The sequence below is a fragment of the Streptomyces sp. Go-475 genome (genome assembly GCF_003330845.1).
Classification (GTDB): Bacteria; Actinomycetota; Actinomycetes; order Streptomycetales; family Streptomycetaceae; genus Streptomyces.
In genome coordinates this window covers 241,759-259,634 of the sequence record NZ_CP026121.1, presented here as the reverse complement: position 1 = coordinate 259,634, position 17,876 = coordinate 241,759, and the positions used below count along the sequence as shown (strand labels likewise).

General features: G+C 73.1%; 20 protein-coding genes and 1 pseudogene. 8 read left to right on the top strand and 13 right to left on the bottom strand.

Translation table 11 applies throughout. The annotated features are described in order from the left end of the window. Positions 1–53 precede the first annotated feature (53 nt). The 3 genes from C1703_RS01225 to C1703_RS39465 are packed head-to-tail and all read right to left on the bottom strand — an operon-like array spanning position 54 to position 1,197. Complete coding sequence (locus C1703_RS01225) at positions 54–470, bottom strand: PRC-barrel domain-containing protein (RefSeq protein ID WP_114250110.1); 417 nt, start codon at positions 468–470, stop codon at positions 54–56. After that, complete coding sequence (locus tag C1703_RS01220; protein ID WP_114250109.1) at positions 467–1,060, bottom strand: PRC-barrel domain-containing protein; 594 nt, start codon at positions 1,058–1,060, stop codon at positions 467–469. The genes C1703_RS01225 and C1703_RS01220 overlap by 4 nt, the downstream gene beginning before the upstream one ends. Next, positions 1,057–1,197 carry a hypothetical protein gene (locus C1703_RS39465; RefSeq protein WP_232840372.1) on the bottom strand — a complete coding sequence of 47 codons (141 nt, stop codon included), beginning with the start codon at positions 1,195–1,197 and terminating at the stop codon, positions 1,057–1,059. Before C1703_RS39465 ends, C1703_RS01220 begins: the two co-directional genes overlap by 4 nt. Positions 1,198–1,382: 185 nt before the next feature. Between C1703_RS39465 and C1703_RS01210 the strand changes: the two genes are divergently transcribed. Further along, the gene (locus C1703_RS01210; protein ID WP_114250108.1) at positions 1,383–1,847 is read left to right on the top strand and encodes an ATP-binding protein; all 465 of its coding nucleotides are present in this window, start codon (positions 1,383–1,385) and stop codon (positions 1,845–1,847) included. A gap of 198 nt (positions 1,848–2,045) precedes the next feature. Here C1703_RS01210 and C1703_RS01205 read toward each other — a convergent pair whose 3' ends face one another. Then, positions 2,046–2,933 (bottom strand): RNA polymerase sigma factor SigF, encoded by an 888-nt coding sequence (locus C1703_RS01205; protein ID WP_114250107.1) that lies wholly within the window; start codon positions 2,931–2,933, stop codon positions 2,046–2,048. 251 nt (positions 2,934–3,184) lie between these two features. Between C1703_RS01205 and C1703_RS01200 the strand changes: the two genes are divergently transcribed. Next, the gene (locus tag C1703_RS01200) at positions 3,185–3,613 is read left to right on the top strand and encodes a helix-turn-helix transcriptional regulator (RefSeq protein ID WP_114250106.1); all 429 of its coding nucleotides are present in this window, start codon (positions 3,185–3,187) and stop codon (positions 3,611–3,613) included. Positions 3,614–3,757: 144 nt separating this feature from the next. Here the strand turns inward: C1703_RS01200 and C1703_RS01195 are convergent, their stop codons facing one another. From C1703_RS01195 to C1703_RS01185, 3 genes and pseudogenes are all read right to left on the bottom strand, one after another. After that, complete coding sequence (locus C1703_RS01195; protein WP_114250105.1) at positions 3,758–4,360, bottom strand: ATP-dependent Clp protease proteolytic subunit; 603 nt, start codon at positions 4,358–4,360, stop codon at positions 3,758–3,760. Further along, entirely contained in the window at positions 4,360–5,001 is a 642-nt protein-coding gene (locus C1703_RS01190) for an ATP-dependent Clp protease proteolytic subunit (RefSeq protein ID WP_114250104.1), read from the bottom strand. The genes C1703_RS01195 and C1703_RS01190 overlap by 1 nt, the downstream gene beginning before the upstream one ends. Positions 5,002–5,123: 122 nt before the next feature. Then, a pseudogene (locus C1703_RS01185) lies at positions 5,124–5,628 on the bottom strand (epoxide hydrolase N-terminal domain-containing protein). Between the two features lie 129 nt (positions 5,629–5,757). Between C1703_RS01185 and C1703_RS01180 the strand changes: the two are divergent. Continuing rightward, positions 5,758–6,237, top strand: coding sequence for a VOC family protein (locus C1703_RS01180; protein WP_114250103.1), 480 nt, complete (start codon positions 5,758–5,760; stop codon positions 6,235–6,237). A 52-nt stretch (positions 6,238–6,289) separates the two neighbouring features. Here C1703_RS01180 and C1703_RS01175 read toward each other — a convergent pair whose 3' ends face one another. The 3 genes from C1703_RS01175 to C1703_RS01165 all read right to left on the bottom strand — a co-directional run bounded on the left by C1703_RS01175 (position 6,290) and on the right by C1703_RS01165 (position 9,070). Then, positions 6,290–7,165: an aminoglycoside phosphotransferase family protein gene (locus tag C1703_RS01175; protein WP_232840371.1), complete on the bottom strand. Its 876-nt coding sequence runs from the start codon at positions 7,163–7,165 to the stop codon at positions 6,290–6,292. A 33-nt stretch (positions 7,166–7,198) separates the two neighbouring features. Next, positions 7,199–8,098: an SGNH/GDSL hydrolase family protein gene (locus C1703_RS01170; RefSeq protein WP_114250101.1), complete on the bottom strand. Its 900-nt coding sequence runs from the start codon at positions 8,096–8,098 to the stop codon at positions 7,199–7,201. Between the two features lie 87 nt (positions 8,099–8,185). Continuing rightward, entirely contained in the window at positions 8,186–9,070 is an 885-nt protein-coding gene (locus C1703_RS01165; RefSeq protein ID WP_114250100.1) for a geranyl diphosphate 2-C-methyltransferase, read from the bottom strand. Positions 9,071–9,601: 531 nt separating this feature from the next. On the opposite strand from C1703_RS01165, the gene C1703_RS01160 reads away from it, so the two are divergent. Together C1703_RS01160 and C1703_RS01155 are read left to right on the top strand one after the other, a co-directional pair. Then, the gene (locus C1703_RS01160) at positions 9,602–10,402 is read left to right on the top strand and encodes a VOC family protein (RefSeq protein WP_114250099.1); all 801 of its coding nucleotides are present in this window, start codon (positions 9,602–9,604) and stop codon (positions 10,400–10,402) included. Between the two features lie 35 nt (positions 10,403–10,437). After that, positions 10,438–11,151: a ribonuclease H gene (locus C1703_RS01155; RefSeq protein ID WP_114250098.1), complete on the top strand. Its 714-nt coding sequence runs from the start codon at positions 10,438–10,440 to the stop codon at positions 11,149–11,151. 25 nt (positions 11,152–11,176) lie between these two features. Here the strand turns inward: C1703_RS01155 and C1703_RS01150 are convergent, their stop codons facing one another. Both C1703_RS01150 and C1703_RS01145 read right to left on the bottom strand, forming a co-directional pair. Beyond that, complete coding sequence (locus C1703_RS01150) at positions 11,177–11,998, bottom strand: tyrosinase family protein (protein ID WP_114250097.1); 822 nt, start codon at positions 11,996–11,998, stop codon at positions 11,177–11,179. A 32-nt stretch (positions 11,999–12,030) separates the two neighbouring features. Continuing rightward, positions 12,031–12,399, bottom strand: a complete 369-nt coding sequence (locus C1703_RS01145) for a tyrosinase cofactor (RefSeq protein ID WP_114250096.1) — start codon at positions 12,397–12,399, stop codon at positions 12,031–12,033. 341 nt (positions 12,400–12,740) lie between these two features. Between C1703_RS01145 and C1703_RS01140 the strand changes: the two genes are divergently transcribed. From C1703_RS01140 to C1703_RS01130, 3 genes are all read left to right on the top strand, one after another. Next, positions 12,741–13,949 (top strand): FAD-dependent monooxygenase, encoded by a 1,209-nt coding sequence (locus tag C1703_RS01140; RefSeq protein ID WP_114250095.1) that lies wholly within the window; start codon positions 12,741–12,743, stop codon positions 13,947–13,949. A gap of 91 nt (positions 13,950–14,040) precedes the next feature. Then, positions 14,041–15,531: an MFS transporter gene (locus tag C1703_RS01135; protein WP_114250094.1), complete on the top strand. Its 1,491-nt coding sequence runs from the start codon at positions 14,041–14,043 to the stop codon at positions 15,529–15,531. Then, positions 15,528–16,112 (top strand): TetR family transcriptional regulator, encoded by a 585-nt coding sequence (locus C1703_RS01130; protein ID WP_114250093.1) that lies wholly within the window; start codon positions 15,528–15,530, stop codon positions 16,110–16,112. Before C1703_RS01135 ends, C1703_RS01130 begins: the two co-directional genes overlap by 4 nt. Here C1703_RS01130 and C1703_RS01125 read toward each other — a convergent pair. Then, positions 16,102–17,829: a cholesterol oxidase substrate-binding domain-containing protein gene (locus C1703_RS01125; RefSeq protein ID WP_114250092.1), complete on the bottom strand. Its 1,728-nt coding sequence runs from the start codon at positions 17,827–17,829 to the stop codon at positions 16,102–16,104. The two genes, C1703_RS01130 and C1703_RS01125, sit on opposite strands and share 11 nt — an antisense overlap. Positions 17,830–17,876 lie beyond the last annotated feature (47 nt).

The following is a 17,876-nucleotide window of genomic DNA, read 5'->3' as shown; positions in this document are numbered from 1 at the left end:
CTGACTCAACAGGCACCCGACTCAACAGGCGCCTGACTCACCCGGCACCCGACTCACCCGGCACGGACCACCAGGGCGTAGTCGCCGAGCCCGAGCAGCCGATCGGCCGGCACCTCGCCCCGGGCACTGACGACCGCCTCGACGCGGCCCGTCTCCGGCTCGAACGCGACGTCCTGGACGGTGCCGAGTGCGTCACCGGTCTCGGCGAGGATCCGCAGGCCCGCCAGCTCGTGGTGCGGCGGCACCTCGGCGGGGGCGGCGGTCGAGCGCACCAGGACGGCGTCCGGGCCGATGGCGTGCAGGGCGCCCCAGGCCAGCACCGTCTCCTTGCGGGAGTGCCTGCCCCGCACCCGGACGTGGGTGACCACACCGGAGGCGGCGTCGACCGTCAGCGACCTCACGACGCCGATCTCCTCCGCCTCGGTCAGCGTCAGCACCGGCAGGCCCCGCGCCTGCGAGAACAGCATCATGACGGCGTCCCCTTGCGCTCCTCGCGCTCCTCGCGGAAGGCTCCGACGCCGGCGACGAAGGCCGTCAGGTCGTCGGCGACGTAACGGGTGGCGTCCGCGGGGATGACCAGCGCCCGCCCGGAGACGGCGAGCGTCTCCCCGCGCGGCACGTACACCCGGTGCCGACGGCGCCTGGAACCCTGCACGAGCGCCTTGCCCGCGGCGATCCGGAAGCCCACCACCCGGCCGCTGGTGCCGCCCTCGATGATGACGTCGAGCACCGTGCCGACTTCCGCGCCCTCGTCCGTCAGCACCTTCGCGTGCAGCACCCGGCCCTGCTGGGCCTCGCGGCGCGCCACCACGACGGACGTGTCCTGCAGGGCGAGGGCGTCACGGATCATCACGGCGTCATGGCCCAGCGAGTGCACCGCCGCCCAGGGCAGGCTCTGCTTCAGCGGCCCGGACAGCAGGCCGCGGCCGCTGAGCGTGAAGCCGGTGACCCGTCCGGCCGCGGCGTCGAAGACGGTGTCCTTGATCTGCGCGACGGCGTCCCCGCCCAGGGTGACCACCGGCAGGGTCGTCAGGCTCCGCGCCGCCATCAGCTCGTTCATCGCACGCCCTTCCCGCCGGGCCTGCGCCGTACCGCGATGACCGTCCCCGACCGCCGGCCGGCCTGCACCGCGAGCGTCACCACGGCGACCGCGACGAGCGCCGCGACCACCACGACCAGCCATATCCACCAGGCCACCGCACACCTCCGGCGATCCGCCCGGCCGCCCTCGACCGGTCCTGGTTCCTTCCGGGTGCCCCGCGGACGGGGGACAATGCCCAGGGCACGGGACGGACGGACACTGTCAGGACTGCACGGCGCGGCTCGGGGTACGAGCACTGGTGCAGAGCGTCCGGCCAGTCCGGCTTCCCAGAGAGAAACGAATGATCGACCACCTGGACGGGGCAGTGATACCGACTGGTTTCGACGTGCCCGTGGAACCGCTGCGGCGGGCGGCACACTATTCGGGCGAGCAGGGATGCATCGCCGAGGCGCGGTCCTTCGCCGCCCTCTTCCTCGACCAGCTCAGGACGGAGTGGTGCGCGCGCATCGACGACCGTGTCGACGGCGCCGTGCTGCTGGTGGTGAGCGAGCTGGTCACCAACGCCGACCGGCACAGCAACGGGCCGTACATCCTGGAGCTCGTGGGCACGGACACCTCGGTGACGGTGTCGGTCTACGACAGCAGCTCCGCCCTGCCCCGCATCTTCCCGCGCAACCCCGAGCGCGTCGGCCGGCACGGCCTGGAGATCGTCCACGCGCTCGCCGAGCAGGTCAGCGTGGAACGGGTGCCGGTGGGCAAGCGCGTCCGCGCCGTCGTGCCTCTCGCCGACGAAGCCGGCGGGTGAGCCCCTGCGGGTGTCCTAGGTGTTCCGGGTGTTCCCGTGTTCCGGCTGTCGCCCGGTGTTCCGGGTGCTCCGGGTCTCCGGCGGGACGCTCTGCGCGCTGCCGCCCCCGGGTGGAGCCGGTCGGCCGGACCAGGACGCCGTCGCGGGTGCCGTCCCCCTCCCGCATGGGGGCGGCACCCGCGACGGCGTCCGGCTGCGTCAGGCGCAGCCCAGTTCGCCCAGCATGCCCTCGCGCAGCCGGGTGATGATCCGCTTGATCAGGCGGGAGACGTGCATCTGGGAGCAGCCGAGCCGCTCGCCGATCTCCGCCTGGGTGGCCTCCTCCACGAACCGCATGTGGATGATCTGCCGGTCCCGCTCGCTGAGCTCCGCCATGAGCGGGGCGAGCGAGTGGAAGTCCTCGACGAGCCGCAGCCCGTCCTCCTCGACCCCGATGAAGTCGGCCAGGACGGCCTCGCCGCTCTCCGGCCCGTCGCCGGTGAGCGCGGCGTCCAGCGAGGAGGAGTTGTACCCGTTCGCGGCGATCTGCCCCTCGATGACCTGGCTCTCGGAGATGTTCATCAGCGTGGCCAGCTCAGCGACCGTCGGCTCGCGGTCCAGCCGGCTCGCGAGTTCCTCCCGGGCCTTGGCCAGCTCCACGCGCAGTTCCTGGAGCCGCCGCGGCACGTGCACCGCCCACGTCGTGTCCCGGAAGAACCGCTTGATCTCGCCGACGATGTACGGCAGCGCGAAGGAGGTGAACTCGACCTCGCGGGACAGCTCGAACCGGTCGATGGCCTTGATCAGGCCGATCATGCCGGTCTGGACGATGTCCTCCATGTCGTCGCCGCGGCCCCGGAACCGGCCGGCCGCGAACCGCACCAGCGACATGTTCATCTCGATCAGCGTGTTGCGCGCGTACTGGTACTCGTGCGTGCCCTCTTCGAGTTCCGTCAGGCGCTGGAAGAACTGGCGGGACAGCTCCCTCGCGTCCCGCGGGGCCACGGACCGCGGGTCCACGACTCCCGGCAGTGCTCCGTCACCCGTGCTGGCCTCGGCGTTCTCCTCGACGACCTGTGCCTTCGACCGGATCACGGCGGTCTCCATTACCTCTCCCCGAACGTCATGGCGGACATCTGCCTAGGTCCTTCCGAGTTGCGGGTACCCGGTCGGACGCCACACATGCCCGCGAAGGGCCGACCGGCGGAAAACCGGCTGTAGGGCCTCCGCCGCCGGGGACACCGGGGCCAGAACCCGGCATCCCCAACCTCCCTTTCCGGGACGGACGTTGGGGCGATTCCACCCAGGGCGGAACGCCGGGCCCTTCCCCCGGCGAGCAGGACTCCTAGGCTGGAACAGTGAGCAACCACGTGCCGAACGAAGCCCGCGTCATCCCTCTGCGTCCGCACGGCGCGCGCCCCCAGGCGGCCCGCCCCACCGCCGCTCCGCCGCGCCAGGGACCCCCCGCCCCCGCCCCGAAGGAGCCCCTGTGGCGCGACCTGGTGGGTGACGTCCTGCGGCGTGAACGCCTCGCGCAGGAGCGCACCCTGAAGGACGTCGCCGACGAGGCGCGGATCTCCATGCCCTACCTGTCGGAGGTGGAGCGCGGCCGCAAGGAGGCCTCCTCGGAGGTCCTCGCGGCCGCCGCCCACGCCCTCGGACTGGGCCTGGGCGACCTGCTGTCGAGGGCGCAGGGCGAACTGACCCGCGTCACCTCCCGGTACGCGGACGGCAGTCACCGCGGCGCGTCCACGTCGTCGTACGACGGGATGTGCCTGGCCGCCTGACCCCGGCCGGCCCCCGGGCCCAGCGGCATCCGGACGCCGGGGCATCCGGACGCCGGGGCATCCGGACGCCGGGGCATCCGGACGCCGGGGCATCCGGACCCCGGGGCATCCGGACCCCGGGGCATCCCGGTCGCGCCCGGCGCCTCAGGCCTTCACGGGGCGCCGGCCGAGCACCTCGTCGGCCAGCCCGTAGGCCACCGCCTCCCGCGCGGTGAACACCTTGTCGCGGTCCATGTCGGCCCGCAGGCTCGCCACGTCGTGGTGCGTGTGCCGTGCCAGCACCTCCTCCACCTGGGAGCGGATCCGCACCATCTCCTTGGCGTGGAGCGCCAGATCGGACACCATGCCGCGCTGCCCTCCGGTGGCGGGCTGGCCGAGCAGCACGCGCGCGTGCTCCAGCACGAACCGCCGCCCCGGATCCCCGCCGGCCAGCAGCACGGCCGCCGTCGAGGCCGCCTGCCCGACGCAGACCGTCGAGATCGGCGCCTGCACGAACGTCATCGTGTCGTAGATCGCCATGAGCGAAGTGAACGAGCCGCCCGGGGAGTTGATGTAGACCGCGATCTCGCTCTCCGGGGACGACGACTCCAGATGGAGGAGCTGCGCGATGACGACGTTGGCGACGCCGTCGTCGATCTCGGTGCCGAGGAAGATGATCCGCTCCGAGAGCAGCCGGCTGAACACGTCGTAGGACCGCTCGCCCTGCGGGGTGCGTTCGACGACGTTCGGAATCGTGTACGTACCCATCACTGCAGTCCCATCCGTCGCCGGGAGGCGGCCGGGCGGACGTCCTCGAGGGACTCCACGACCCGGTCCACCATGCCGTACTCCCTGGCCTCCTCGGCCGTGAACCAGCGGTCCCGGTCGCCGTCCCGGGAGATCGTCTCCGGGCTCTGGCCGGTGTGCTCGGCGGTGATCCGCTCGATGGTCCGCTTGGTGAACTCCAGGTTCTCCGCCTGGATCTCGATGTCGGCGGTGGTGCCGCCGATGCCCGCCGACGGCTGGTGCATCATGATCCGCGCGTTCGGCAGGGCGTAGCGCTTGCCGGGCGCGCCGACGCTCAGCAGGAACTGGCCCATGCTGGCCGCGAATCCCATGGCCAGGGTCGAGACGTCGTTGGGGATGAGCCGCATCGTGTCGTAGATCGCCAGGCCCGCGTGGACCGCCCCGCCGGGGCTGTTGATGTACAGGCTGATGTCGGTGCGCGGGTCCTCCGCGGACAGGATGAGCAGCTGGGCGCAGACCCGGTTCGCGGAGACCTCGTCGACCTGCGTGCCCAGCAGCACGATGCGCTGCGCGAGCAGTTGGGCGGCCAGATGGTCGTCGAACCGGGTCGGAGGGGTGTCGCCCTCCTCCGCCCGCGGGGCGCGTGTCGACAGTGGAGTCATCGGTTCTCCTCGTGGTGGCAGAAGTGCCGGGGACGTGCCGTCGACTCCACTGTCGACCTCGCACGACGCTCGGACGACGTTTCTCTGCCCTGGGCAGATCCGCCACCGGCAGAGCGCCGGGCTCAGCCGACCAGCAGAGCGGACTCCTCCATCGCCGCGAAGTGCCCGCCGCGGTCGAACTCCGTCCAGCGCACGAAATTCCCGGTGCGCTCCGCCCCGTGCCGCAGGGGGAGCCGGGGCTCGGCCGGGAAGAGGGCGAGCGCCGTCGGGGCGGTGGACGGCTCGGCCGGGCGGCACGGCCCGTGGCGTGTGCCCGCTCGTAGTAGATCCGGCCGGACGAACCCGCCGTCCGGATCGCCCCCGTGGGCGGCCGGATCGGCCGGCGGCCCGACGACGTCCCGGGTACTCCACGATCGAGCCGGGCCAGCCGTGGGCGATCATCAGCGGGGTGGCGTGCGGCTCAGGAGAGCGGACGTGGGCGAAGTGGACCGTCGTCCCGTCGATGGTGGTCGGGAACCGCGGCCACTCGTTCAGCCGCGCCTCGGCGGCCCGCCAGGCGTACTCGTGTCGCCAGTGGTCGAGGCGGAAGGGGCGGATACCGCTGTCGGCGGCCGAGGACGTGATCATGGTCGCGATGCCGGGCGCCGGTCGGGAGGCGGCCGGGAGGCGGCCGAACAATTTCCCCACCGAGCGATGAGTTCCGGGCCGTCGGCCGGTCGACACAGGTGACAGCGATCCACGCCCCGGGAGGAACTCATGGCGACCGACGGTTTCACCACCTGCCTCTGGTTCGACGGCCAGGCCGAAGAGGCGGCCCACCACTACGTCTCGATCTTCAAGAACTCCAGCATCGGCAAGATCGCCCGCTACCCCGAGGGAGCGCTCCAGCCCGCCGGCAGCGTGATGACCGTCGAGTTCACGGCCAACGGCCACAAGTTCCTCGGGCTCAACGGCGGACCGCAGTTCAGGTTCACGGAGGCGGTCTCCTTCATGATCTTCTGCGAGAACCAGGAGGAGATCGACTACTACTGGACCAGGCTCACCGACGGCGGCGAGCCCGGCCCGTGCGGCTGGCTCAAGGACAAGTACGGCGTGTCCTGGCAGGTCGTCCCGGAGCGGCTCGACGAGATGGTCACCGACCCGGATCCGGCGAAGGCGGCCCGGGTGACCGAGGCGTTCATGGCGATGGGCAAGTTCGACATCGCCGCCCTGGAGAAGGCCTACGCGGGCGAGTGACCACCGGCGCCCGTGGGCGCAGGAGCCCGTGCCCGTGGGGCGGCCCCCGTCCCTACGCCGCCTCGGTCAGGATCTCCCCGATCGTGTGCCGGGAGTTCTCCGCGACCGGCGGGTTCGTGTCCCAGTAGTACGGCAGCGCGACGACCGCGATCGACAGGGCCCAGCCCCGGCCCCGCGCCCACTCGGCCTCGTCGGCGCCCACGGCCTCGCGGAAGGCGCCGCGGACCCCGGCGGGCAGCAGGCACCAGGCGCTGATCAGGTCGACGGCCGGGTCGCCCACGCCCACCGTCCCGTAGTCGATCACGGCGCTCAGCCGTCCGCCCGTGACCAGGAGGTTCCCGGCCATCAGGTCGCCGTGCGCCCACACCGGCGGCCCGGCGTGGGCGGGGGCCCGCAGGGCCTCCTCCCACACGGCCGCCACCGCCGTGGTGTCGACCCGGCCCGCCAGCTGGGCGAGCGCGTCCCGCACGAAGGGGTCCCGGGCCGCCAGCGGCACTCCCCGGTACCCGAGGGGGCCCTCCGAGGCGTCCTTGCGGCGCAGGGCCCTGACGTACGCCGCCAGGTCCTCGGCGAGCGGGCCGGGCTCCTCGAGGGCCCCGGGTACCGGGTTGCGGCCCTCCAGCCAGCCGTACACCGACCACGGCCACGGGAAGTCCTCCCCGGGCTCGCCCTGCCCGAGGGGTTCGGGCGAGGCGGCGGGCAGCCCGGGCGCCAGCCGGGGCAGCCAGCGCAGTTCGTGTGTGATGGCGTCGACGGCCCGGGGGTGCCGGGGGAGCCGCACGACCTTGTCCGCGCCGAGGCGGAACAGGGCGTTCTCCGAGCCGGACGACTCCACGCGACGCAGCGGCAGCCCCGCCCACCGCGGGAACCGGTCCGCGATCAGCCGGGCGACGAGCGAGACGTCGATGGCGACTTCGTCCTCATGCATTCTCAGCGCGCACATGGCGCTCCATTCGAGCGGTCAACCCACCGAATGTCGAATGGTTTTGACGATCTCCCGGGCGATCCGCAGGATCCCCGGGGAGCGCACCGGGCAGGGCTTCGGCCTGGACGTCGTGGGCGCCAGGCAGAAGTGAAGGTAGTCGTCGTCGCGGTGCAGGGCCGTACGGTCCCGGGACGGCTGGGTGCAGTAGTCCCGGTGGGCGCGCTCGTGGGCCGTGCACGGCAGGTACCGCGTCCAGGTGTAGCGGCCGCCGGCCGGGCTCACGGCCTTCCCGGCGTCCGCCACCAGGCCCCCTGAGGCGGCGGCCTGCTTCTCGTAGAGCGCGTTGACGCGCCGGACCCGGTCGGGGGTGATCGGGTCCGGGCCCTGGGACACCCAGACGATCCTCGGGCGGCCGCCGCCCCCGGCCGCGGAGATCTGCGAGGCGAGCCGGCGCGCGTCGGCGGCGTACCGGGTGAAGTACCGGTCGGGGGACTCGGCGTAGGTGATGCCGTCCATGCACGGCGTGTAGCCCCAGGAGTTCCCCCAGAACTGCAGCACCACGAAGTCGGGCCGCAGCTTGCGCACCAGCGCGGCGGCCTTGTCGGCGGCCGGGACGAGGGACCGGTCGGCGGTGCCCTCCAGGTAGTCGCAGAGCGTGGTGCCGGAGTACGGGGCACTGGTGTACTCCGCCTTGAGGTCCCGGCGTAACTCCTGGCCGAGGACCTTCTGCGCCTCCATCGCCAGCGAGTCGCCGAGGTACAGCACCTTGGGCGCCTTCCTGGGGACCGGGTCGGGGGAGACGGGAGCGCGCTGGTGGGTCGTGGCCGACGTACGGGGTGCGGCCGGCGGCGGCTCCTCGGGCGCGGACGCCGGATCCCCGCATCCCCCGAGCAGCATCCCGGCCAGCAGCACCCCCACGACCCACGGCTTGCGCATACGGCAACTCCCACCCCGGCCACCGAAACGGCCCTCAGGCAAGCACACCCGGGCGCCGGGGGGAAGACGTACGCCGGACGCGGTGGGTCACACGCGGTCGGCGGAGATCAGCAGGTACTGGAAACTGCCGTTCCGGTAGGCGCTGAGGAACGTGTCCTCGATGCCCGTGACCAGGTGCTCGGCCTGCCGGCGCAACTCCCAGTACGGGATGGTCGCGGCCGTCAGATCCTGCACGTGGACGGGGACCAGCCGGCTGCGGGCCATGGCCCGGAAGTACGCCGACCGCGGGTGGATGTCGCGGATGTAGTGGGCGTTGATCAGGGAGACCTCGCGCGAGGCCCGCCCGTAGGTGTCGTGGTAGCAGCCGGTGATCACCACGTAGCGCCCGCCGCGGCGCAGCAGCCGGGCGTGTTCGGCGAACAGCGGGTCCACCTCCACGTACATGGTCGACTCGTTGTTCCACGAGGCCGCGAACGCGCCCGTCGGGAAGCCGGTGTCGAGCATGTTCCGGCAGTGGTAGCGGACCTTGCCGTCGATGCCCCGGCGCCGGGCCTGCTCGCTGGCGAAGTCAGCCTGCTTGGCGGAGAGGGTCACCCCGTCGGCCCGGCAGCGGTACCTCAGGTGTGCCACCACGCTGCCGCCGCCGCGTCCGCAGCCGGCGTCGAAGACGCGGTCGGCGGGGGAGAGGAGGCCGAGGTGGCCGGCGAGCAGTTCGGCCTGGGCGTGTTCGAGGCGGTGGAGTTCGGCGGTGATCCGCTCGCGGCGCCGGCCCGGGTCGGTCTCGTCGAGGACGGACCGGTCGGCGTCGCCGACGCCGTAGTGGTGGTGGTACAGGTCGTCGATCTTCCCGAGTTCCAGGTTGACCGGGTTCTCCTCCGCGTTCCAGTACTCGGCCACCCGGTTCTGGTACGTCGAGTCGGCGGCGGTCCGGGTCGGCAGCGGTGCTGTCGCGGCGTCTGCGGTGGTGGTCACGGACGGCTCCTCGTGCTTCTGGCGTGCTGACCTCCCTGGGGTGGAACGGGCGGAGCGGGACGCCCCCGGACCGAGCAGGGGCGGGCCGAGCGGTCGGCAGGGGTGGGTGGAGTGGTCGGTGAAGACGGCGGGACGGCCGGCGGGGCCGGCGGCCTCGTGGCGCCGGTGAGCCGGGCGCGGCACGAGTACCAGCCAAACAGCGGCGGAGGCGGCCGGATAACCGCGTGAAAGGGGGCGGCTTCTCGCGTCGGCGGAGGCAAACCCCCGATCGGGGCGGAGGACGAACAGCCGTATGACCCCACGCCGGTCGCCCGCCCCGCGCCGCCGGGCGCACAGGGTGCGCGAACGCCGCCGGCACGGTCGTGCACTCGTCGTAGCCACCGCCGACACGGTCGTGCACTCGTCGTCACCACCGCGCCGACCCGGTCGTGCACCCGCCGTAGCCACCGCCCGCGCTCGGCGCGCGGCCCGGCCCGCAGGTGACTAGCGTGAGGAAACGGACCATCCACCCGTCCGGAGAGGGCCGCAGCCATGGCCGTGCAACCTGAAGGAGCCCCCTGCTGGGCCGACGCGATGTTCAGCGACCTCGAAGGGGCCAAGAGCTTCTACGGCGACGTCCTCGGCTGGACCTTCGCCGAGGCGTCGACGGAACTCGGCAACTACACCGAGGCCTACGCGAACGGCAAGGCGGCCGCCGCCGTCGTCCCGCCCATGCCCGGCCAGGAAGGCATGTCGCAGTGGTGCCTGTACTTCGCGGCCGAGGACGCCGCCGCCACCGCGCGCAAGATCCGCGAGAACGGCGGCGAGGTGCTGATGGAGCCGATGCGGGTGGCGGACTTCGGCACCATGTGCCTGGCCCGCGACCCCGGTGGCGTGCTGTTCGGCGTCTGGCAGGCCGGCACCCACCAGGGGTTCGCCGCGGACATGGGCGAACCGGGGTCGTTCTGCTGGGCGGAGGTCTTCACCCGCGAGCCGCAGAAGTCCGACGCGTTCTTCCCCGCCGTCTTCGGCTACAGCGCCCAGCAGATGCAGGACCACGCGATGGACTTCCGGGTCTACAACCTCGGCGAGCGCCCCGCCCTGGGCCGGATGGAGATGACGGACGACTTCCCGCCCGAGGTGCCGCCGTACATCAACGTCTACTTCAGCGTGGCCGACTGCGACGAGGCGGTGTCGAAGGCCACCGGGCTCGGCGCGACGCTGCAGTTCGGGCCGATGGACACCCCCTTCGGTCGGTTCGCGGCGCTGACCGACCCCCAGGGCGCGAACTTCTCGGTGATCGACACCACCAGGACCGAGGGCGAGATGCCGGCCATGACCGACGTCTCCTGAACGGCCGCGCGACGGGCGCCCGGCCCGCCCATGGCATGATCGTGCCCATGGGTGAACGTGTTGTGGCCGCGTGCGACGGTGCTTCGAAGGGAAACCCCGGGCCCGCGGGCTGGGCCTGGGTCGTCGCCGACGCTTCCGAGACGCCGGAGCGGTGGGAGGCGGGGCCCCTCGGCAGGGCCACCAACAACGTCGCCGAACTGACCGCGCTGGAGCGCCTGCTGGCGGCGACCGACCCGGACGTGCCGCTGGAGATCCGCATGGACTCGCAGTACGCGATGAAGGCCGTCACCACCTGGCTGCCCGGCTGGAAGCGCAACGGCTGGAAGACGGCCGCCGGCAAGCCGGTCGCCAACCAGGACCTCGTCGTGCGCATCGACGAACTGCTCGACGGCCGCTCGGTCGAGTTCCGCTACGTCCCCGCCCACCAGGTCGGCGGCGACCGGCTCAACGACTTCGCCGACCGCGCCGCCAGCCAGGCCGCGACCGTCCAGGAGCCCGCGGGCAGCGGCCTCGGTTCCCCCGAGCCGCCGCCCGCCCCGGACACCCCGGCCAAGGCCCCGCGCTCCCGCCCGCGCGGCGGCGCGGCCCGCGCCGCGAAGACCTCCACGGCGAAGGGCTCCTCGCGCACGATCAAGGCGAAGTTCCCCGGCCGCTGCCAGTGCGGTCGCTCCTACGCGGCCGGCGAGCCCATCGCCAAGAACGACAGCGGCTGGGGCCACCCCGAGTGCCGCACGGCCACGACCGTCTGACGGGCCGCCGCGGCCGCTTCGGGACCTAGACGTCGAACGTGTAGTGCGGCGTGTGGTCCAGCAGGTCCGCCGGGGTCATGTCGTGCCACGGCCGCATCGTCTCGCGCAGGTCGACCACGTTCGGCGTGCCCGCGGCCGGCAGATAGCCGGAGCCGGGGTGGCGCCGCTGCCAGTCGGCCCACAGCTTGTCTATGTACGCGTGGTGCAGCCAGAACACCGGGTCGTTGGGGGAGACCCCGGTGGCCATCTGCCCGCCGACCCAGACGTGGACGCGGTTGTGCAGATTGACGCCCCGCCACCCTTCGAGGTGGTTGCGGAAACCGTCCGAGCCGCTGTTCCAGGGCGCCATGTCGTACGTCGGCATCGCCAGCACCGAGTCGACCTCGGCCCGCGTCGGCAGCTCGCGGCCCCCGGACCCCAGGGAGCGGCGCAGGAACGTACGGCCGTCGACCCGCACGTTGATCGGCCAGTTCCCGCTCGACGCGGCGAACGGCCCGTCCGTCACCCGGCCGTCCCGCTCGCGCCCGGTCCCCCCGAGGAAGTCGGGCGCCCACAGCGAGGCGCGCGGCGTGCGGTCGACGGTCCAGTCCCAGTACGGCAGGCTCACCGACGCGTCCACCGACTGCAGCGCCCGCTCGAACTCCAGGAGGAATCTTCGGTGCCAGGGCAGGAAGGACGGGGAGCGGTGGCCCGTCCGCTCGCCGTTGTCGGTGTCGGAGACGATGAACGCGTTGTGCGTGGTGACGAACTCGTCGTAGCGGCCGGTGCGCTTCAGCTCGATCAGGGCGGCGACGAAACGCCGCTTCTCGTCGGCGGTCAGGGCGGACTGGTTCTTGCGGACAGCCATGTGCGGGTGCTCCAGGTGCGGTGCGGTACGGGTCAGTTGGCGGGGAAGGGCAGCAGGGGCGCGCCCTGCAGCTCGTCCACCGCGGCCTGGGCGGCGGCGCGCGGCGTGGCCACCGGGTCGTAGTGGCTGACGACGCTGATCCAGCTGCCGTCGGCGTTGCGCATCACGTGCAGCTCCACGCCGTCGACGAACACCGCGTAGCCCGCGCCGTGGTGGTGGTGACCGGACCCGGACGCCGGCCGGCCCTGTATGCGGCGGCCCTTGTAGACCTCGTCGAAGGACGCGGGGGAGCCGTGGTGCCCGGCGGCGGTCGCGGCCGGAGCCAGGGCCGGCACGGTTCCGGCGGCGGTGGCGAGGGCGGCCGCGGCGGTGAGCGCGCGGCGTCGGCTGAGTTCCGGCATACGGATCTCCTGGGGTCGTTCGGGTGATGACGCCGTATGCCTATCGGGCTGTCCGGTAACGGGAGAAATCCCCGCGAGCGGGTTGGCTGCGATCCGGGCAATTCCCCTTATGTGGTGCAAGGTTGAACCAAGATGATCTTGCTGCGGCGGTCCGCGTGCCCCGGCCTGGAGGGGGAAATTCCGCCCGCTCCGGGCGCTGTGGCGGATGTTTCTCCCCGGGCGGTCCGCGACTCGTGGTGTGCGTCACGCCGCGGAACTGACGCGAAACGACGGTTCGGTCGATGATGCTTTTGTCCTGCTACTCTGCGTCCGCAATCGACAGCTCTCGGTAATTCTCAGAGGTGTGCGTGAAGGTCGCCTGTGTCGGTGGCGGGCCCGCCGGTCTGTATCTCTCGATCCTGCTCAAGCGGCAGGACCCGTCCCACGACATCACCGTCCACGAACGCGACCCGGAGGGCTCCACCTACGGCTGGGGCGTGACGTACTGGCGCGGACTGCTGGACCGACTCCACGCCCAGGACCCCGAGTCGGCGCGCGCCCTGGACGCCGGCTCCGTCCGGTGGTCCGACGGCGTCGCCCACGTGGGGGACCTGACGGCCCGGCACACCGGCGACCAGGGCCACGGCATCGGCCGCCACCGCCTCCTGGAGATCCTCGCCGCCCGGGCCCGCGAGCTCGGCGTGCGACTGGAGTACGCGTCCGAGCCCGACCCCGGGGCACTGTCCGACGCCGACCTGGTCGTCGCGGCCGACGGCGTCCACAGCGCCCTGCGCACCCGCCACGCGGCGCACTTCGGCACCCGGCTCACGACCGGCCGCAACCCCTACGTCTGGCTCGGCACCACCAAGGTCTTCGACGCCTTCACCTTCGCCTTCGTGGAGACCCGCCACGGCTGGATCTGGTGCTACGGCTACGCCTACGGCACCGACCGCAGCACCTGCGTCGTCGAGTGCGCACCCGCCACCTGGACCGGACTCGGGCTCGACCGCGCCGGCGAGGCCGAGGGGCGGGCCCTGCTGGAGAGCCTCTTCGCCCACGTCCTGGACGGCCACCCCCTGCTCGGCCGCCCCGGCGGCACCTCGTGGCAGACCTTCCGCACCCTCACGAACCGCACCTGGCACCACGGCAACCTCGTCCTGCTCGGCGACGCCGCCCACACCACCCACTACTCCATCGGCGCCGGCACCACCCTCGCCCTGGAGGACGCGATCGCCCTGGCGGCGGCGCTGCGCGAGCCCGCCGCGCTTCCGCGGGCCCTGGCCCGCTACGAACACGAACGCAAGGCGGCCCTCGTCCCCCTGCAGAGCGCGGCCCGCTGCAGCGCCCAGTGGTACGAGAACCTGCCGCGCTACATCCACCTGCCGCCGGAGCGCATGTTCGCCCTGCTCGGCCAGCGCCACTCACCCCTGCTGCCCCACGTCCCGCCGCAGCTGTACTACCGGCTCGACCGGGCGGCCGGGCGACTGGAGGCACTGCGCCGGTTCAAGCGCTGGCTGGGCCCGAAGGTCGCGCGGACCGTACACGCCCGGGAGCTGACCGGCCGCCCGTAGACACTCCACCCTTGGGTGAATTGCCATTCACCGGCTAAGGTGAATGGCAATTCACCCGCGCCCCTTCGCAGGCGCCGCCCTTGGAGTGCCCATGGACCAGACCGCCGCGACAGGCAAGCCGCCCGGTGCGGGCACCGTCCGGGACCGGCTCACCGTCCCGGTGCTCGCGTACGGCGGCATCCTCATGGCCGTCATGCAGACCGTGGTCGTGCCCCTGCTGCCCGACCTGCCCCGGCTGACCGGCGCCCCGGCGGGCACGGTCTCCTGGATGGTCACGGCCACCCTGCTCTCCGGCGCCGTCCTCACCCCCGTCCTCGGCCGGGCCGGTGACATGTACGGCAAGCGCCGGGTGCTCATGGCGGCACTGGCCCTGATGACCCTGGGCTCCGTCCTGTGCGCCCTGACCTCCGACATCGCCCTGCTCATCGCCGCCCGCACCCTGTCCGGAGCCGCCGCCGCGGTCGTCCCGCTGTCCATCAGCGTCCTGCGCGACGAGCTGCCCCCGGAGCGCCGGGGATCCGCGGTGGCCCTGATGAGCTCCACCGTCGGCATCGGCGCCGCCCTCGGCCTGCCCCTGGCCGCCGTGATCGTGCAGTACGCCGACTGGCACACCATGTTCTGGGTGACCAGCGCCCTCGGTGCCGCGGGCGTGACGCTCGTCTGGTGGGCGGTGCGGGAGTCGCCGGTACGGGAGCCGGGCCGGTTCGACGTGCCCGGCACGCTGGGCCTGGCCGCCGGGCTGGTGTGCCTGCTGCTCGGCGTGTCGCAGGGCGGGCAGTGGGGCTGGGGCAGCCCGCGTGTCACGGGCCTGTTCGCCGGTGCCGCCGTCGTGCTCGCCCTGTGGTCGTGGCAGCAGCTGCGGGCCGAGCAGCCGCTGGTGGACCTGCGGCTGGTGGCCCGGCCCCGCGTCGGGCTGTCCCACGGGGCGGCGCTGCTCGCCGGGTTCGCGTTCTACGCCAACACCCTCGTCACCGCCCAGCTGGTGCAGGCACCCGAGGCCACCGGGTACGGGCTCGGACTGTCCATCGTCGCCACCGGCCTGTGCCTGCTGCCCAGCGGCGTCGTCATGCTGCTGCTGTCGCCCGTCTCCGCCCGGATCTCCGCCGCACGCGGGCCGCGCGTCACGCTCGCCCTCGGGGCGGCGGTCATCGCCGCCGGGTACGCGGTGCGCATCGCCGACAGCCGCGACCTGTGGATGATCATCGCGGGGGCCACGGTCGTCGCGACCGGCACCACCCTGGCCTACTCGGCGCTGCCCACGCTCATCCTGCGGGCCGTGCCGGCCGGGCAGACCGCCTCCGCGAACGGCGTCAACGTCCTGATGCGGACGATCGGCCAGGCCGGCTCCAGTGCCGCCGTGGCCGCCGTCCTGGTGCACCACACCGGGCTGGCCGGCGGAGTGCTCGTGCCCACGTTGCACGGCTACCAGCTGGCCTTCGCGATGGCCGGCGCGGTCGCCCTCCTGGCCGCCGCGACGGCGCTGTGCATCCCCGGCGACGCGGCGCAGGACCTCGCGGACGGGCCCGAGCCGGTCCGGCACGGCACCCGGGGCGCACGCGACGGGGCGATGGAGGGAGCATGAGTGCCGTGAGCACTCCACCCGTCACGCCCACACCGGCCCGCAGGGACGCCGAGTCGACCAAGGCGGCCATCCTGAGGGCGGCCCGGTACCTGCTGGCCCGGCACGCGCACGCCGACATCACGCTCAAGGCGGTCGCCGACCGCGCCGGTGTCAGCCCGCCGCTGATCCTCAAGTACTTCGGGAACAAGGACACGCTCTTCGCCCGGGTCATGTCCTTCGAGGCCGACGCCGAGGCCCTGCTGGCCGCGCCGCTGGAGGACCTCGGCCGGCACATGGTCCGGCACGTGCTGGTCAGCCAGTCCGAGCAGGGCGCCGACCCGCTGCTGCGGATCGTGTTCGCGCCCCTGCACGGCGAGCAGGGCGACATCCTGCGCGCCAACTTCCGCACCCAGGTGACCGACCGCCTCACCGACCGCCTCACCGGCCCCGACGCGGGCCTGCGCGCCGAACTGGCCGTCGCCGCCCTGCTCGGCCTGGGCGTGATGTACGGCATCGCCCGCGGTCCGGAGCTGCGGGCGAGCACGGTCGAGAACCTGGTGGACCGGTACGCGCCCGCCCTCCAGGCGCACCTCACCCCCTAGCGAACAGCCGGTCCAGGAAGGCGTTGCCGTAGACGCGGTGCGGGTCGAGACGGTCCAGCACCGCGTCCGCCTCGGCCCACTCGGCCGTCCCCACCGCCGCCGGGACCACCGAGCCCAGCACCTCCCCGTCGCTCCACGCCCCGTCGTCCGTGTAGGCCCACCCCTTGGACCACTCGACCCGGGGCAGGGCGGAACCGCCGTCGCAGGTGCGCAGCAGGAACCGTTCCAGCTCGCGCAGGAACACCTCCGCGTCCGGTGTGCCCGGCAGGGTCAGGACGTCCAGCCACACGGCCGTGTCCCACTCGGGGTGGTCCGCGCGCGGCCGGAGCGCGGACAGCAGCGGCGGACGGGCCCCAGGCGTCCCGACGTCGCCCGGGTCGTCCAGCCCGGTCACCCGGATCTCCACCGAGCCGTTGACCGGGAAGCTGCCCCGGGCGGCGTACGCCGTGAGCCGCTCCCGGTGGAACGCGGCGAACTCGGCGACGACCCGCTGCACCCCGTCCCGCGAGGTGAGGACCGCGTAACCGTTGGCATGGACCTTCAGGGTGCTCGGCTTCAGGTACAGCAGCGTGTTCTTGGACGGCCCCCACAGGTCGGCCGACAGCGTCGCCACCAGCCCGAGTGCCGCCGCGTCGTACTGCGCGTTGCCGAGCACCGGCGCGAGGTACCAGGCCGCCTCCGACGTCATCCGGCCCACCAGCTCCGCCACCGGGGCCGGGACGTTGTCGGAGAAGGGGTAGTTGTACGGCCGCGTCACCGTCCGCGAGGTCAGCGGGCGGGTGGGGGAGACGCTCCACACCTTCAGCCAGGGGTGCTCGGTGAAGGCGAACCAGATCGCCTCGACCCGGCCGGCCTCCTCCAGGAAGCTCGCGAACGTCCGCCCGCCGGAACCGGGCGCGGCGAACAGCTCGCCGGCCGGGATGTCCGTACGGCTCACGCACCGCAACTGGGTGTTGTCCCCCACCCGCAGCACCACCTCGGTCACCAGCGACCGCCCCAGGTGGGTCAGGAGCCCGGCGCCGTCCGCCTCGTCGCGGTGGAAGGTGCGCAGTACGTACGCCCCGGCCCGGGAGTCCCACACGACCGCCGTCAGGGACAGCACCAGATTGCTGAGCGAGCCGTACGTGTGCCCGGGGAGCCGCCGCTCGCCCCGCGCCGGGACGGCGGTGCCGTGTCCGTCCACGGCCAGGACCCCGCCGAGGGTGAGGATCCCGGGTGCCGGCGCGGCCGTGACGCCCAGGCCGTGCTCCTCCAGGTAGGCGAGCAGGGCCTCCATGGTCACGCCCGTCCCGGCGCGCACGGCCGTGGGGGAGTCCAGGGCGAGTCCGGTGAGGTGGGGCGCGGTGTCGACGAGGAGGACAGGCGCACCGGACGCCGTCCCCTCCGTCACCGTCAGGGGCGACCAGCCGTGCGCGGCGCCCCGCGCCCGCACCCGCCACCCGTGCCGCCACGCCCAGTTGACGACCGCGACCACCTGCTCCGGGTCGTCCGGCGCGCACGCCCACAGGCCGTCGGCGGTGATCTCGCCGACCCAGTTCCGGTACGCCGAGCGGTACAGCGCGACGTCCGCCGGGAAGTCCGGCAGCTCCGCGGCGGCCACCGCCGGATCCGCCGGCAGACCCGGCACGACGGCCAGCGCGGCCGCCGTGCGGAGGAAGCACCGGCGCGTCCAGGGCGAGGCGCCCGAAGGGAAGTTGCTCTCCGCACCAGGTGTCACGTGCAGTCACGCTAGAGGCGCGTTGACACGTGGCATGTCCCCGCCCC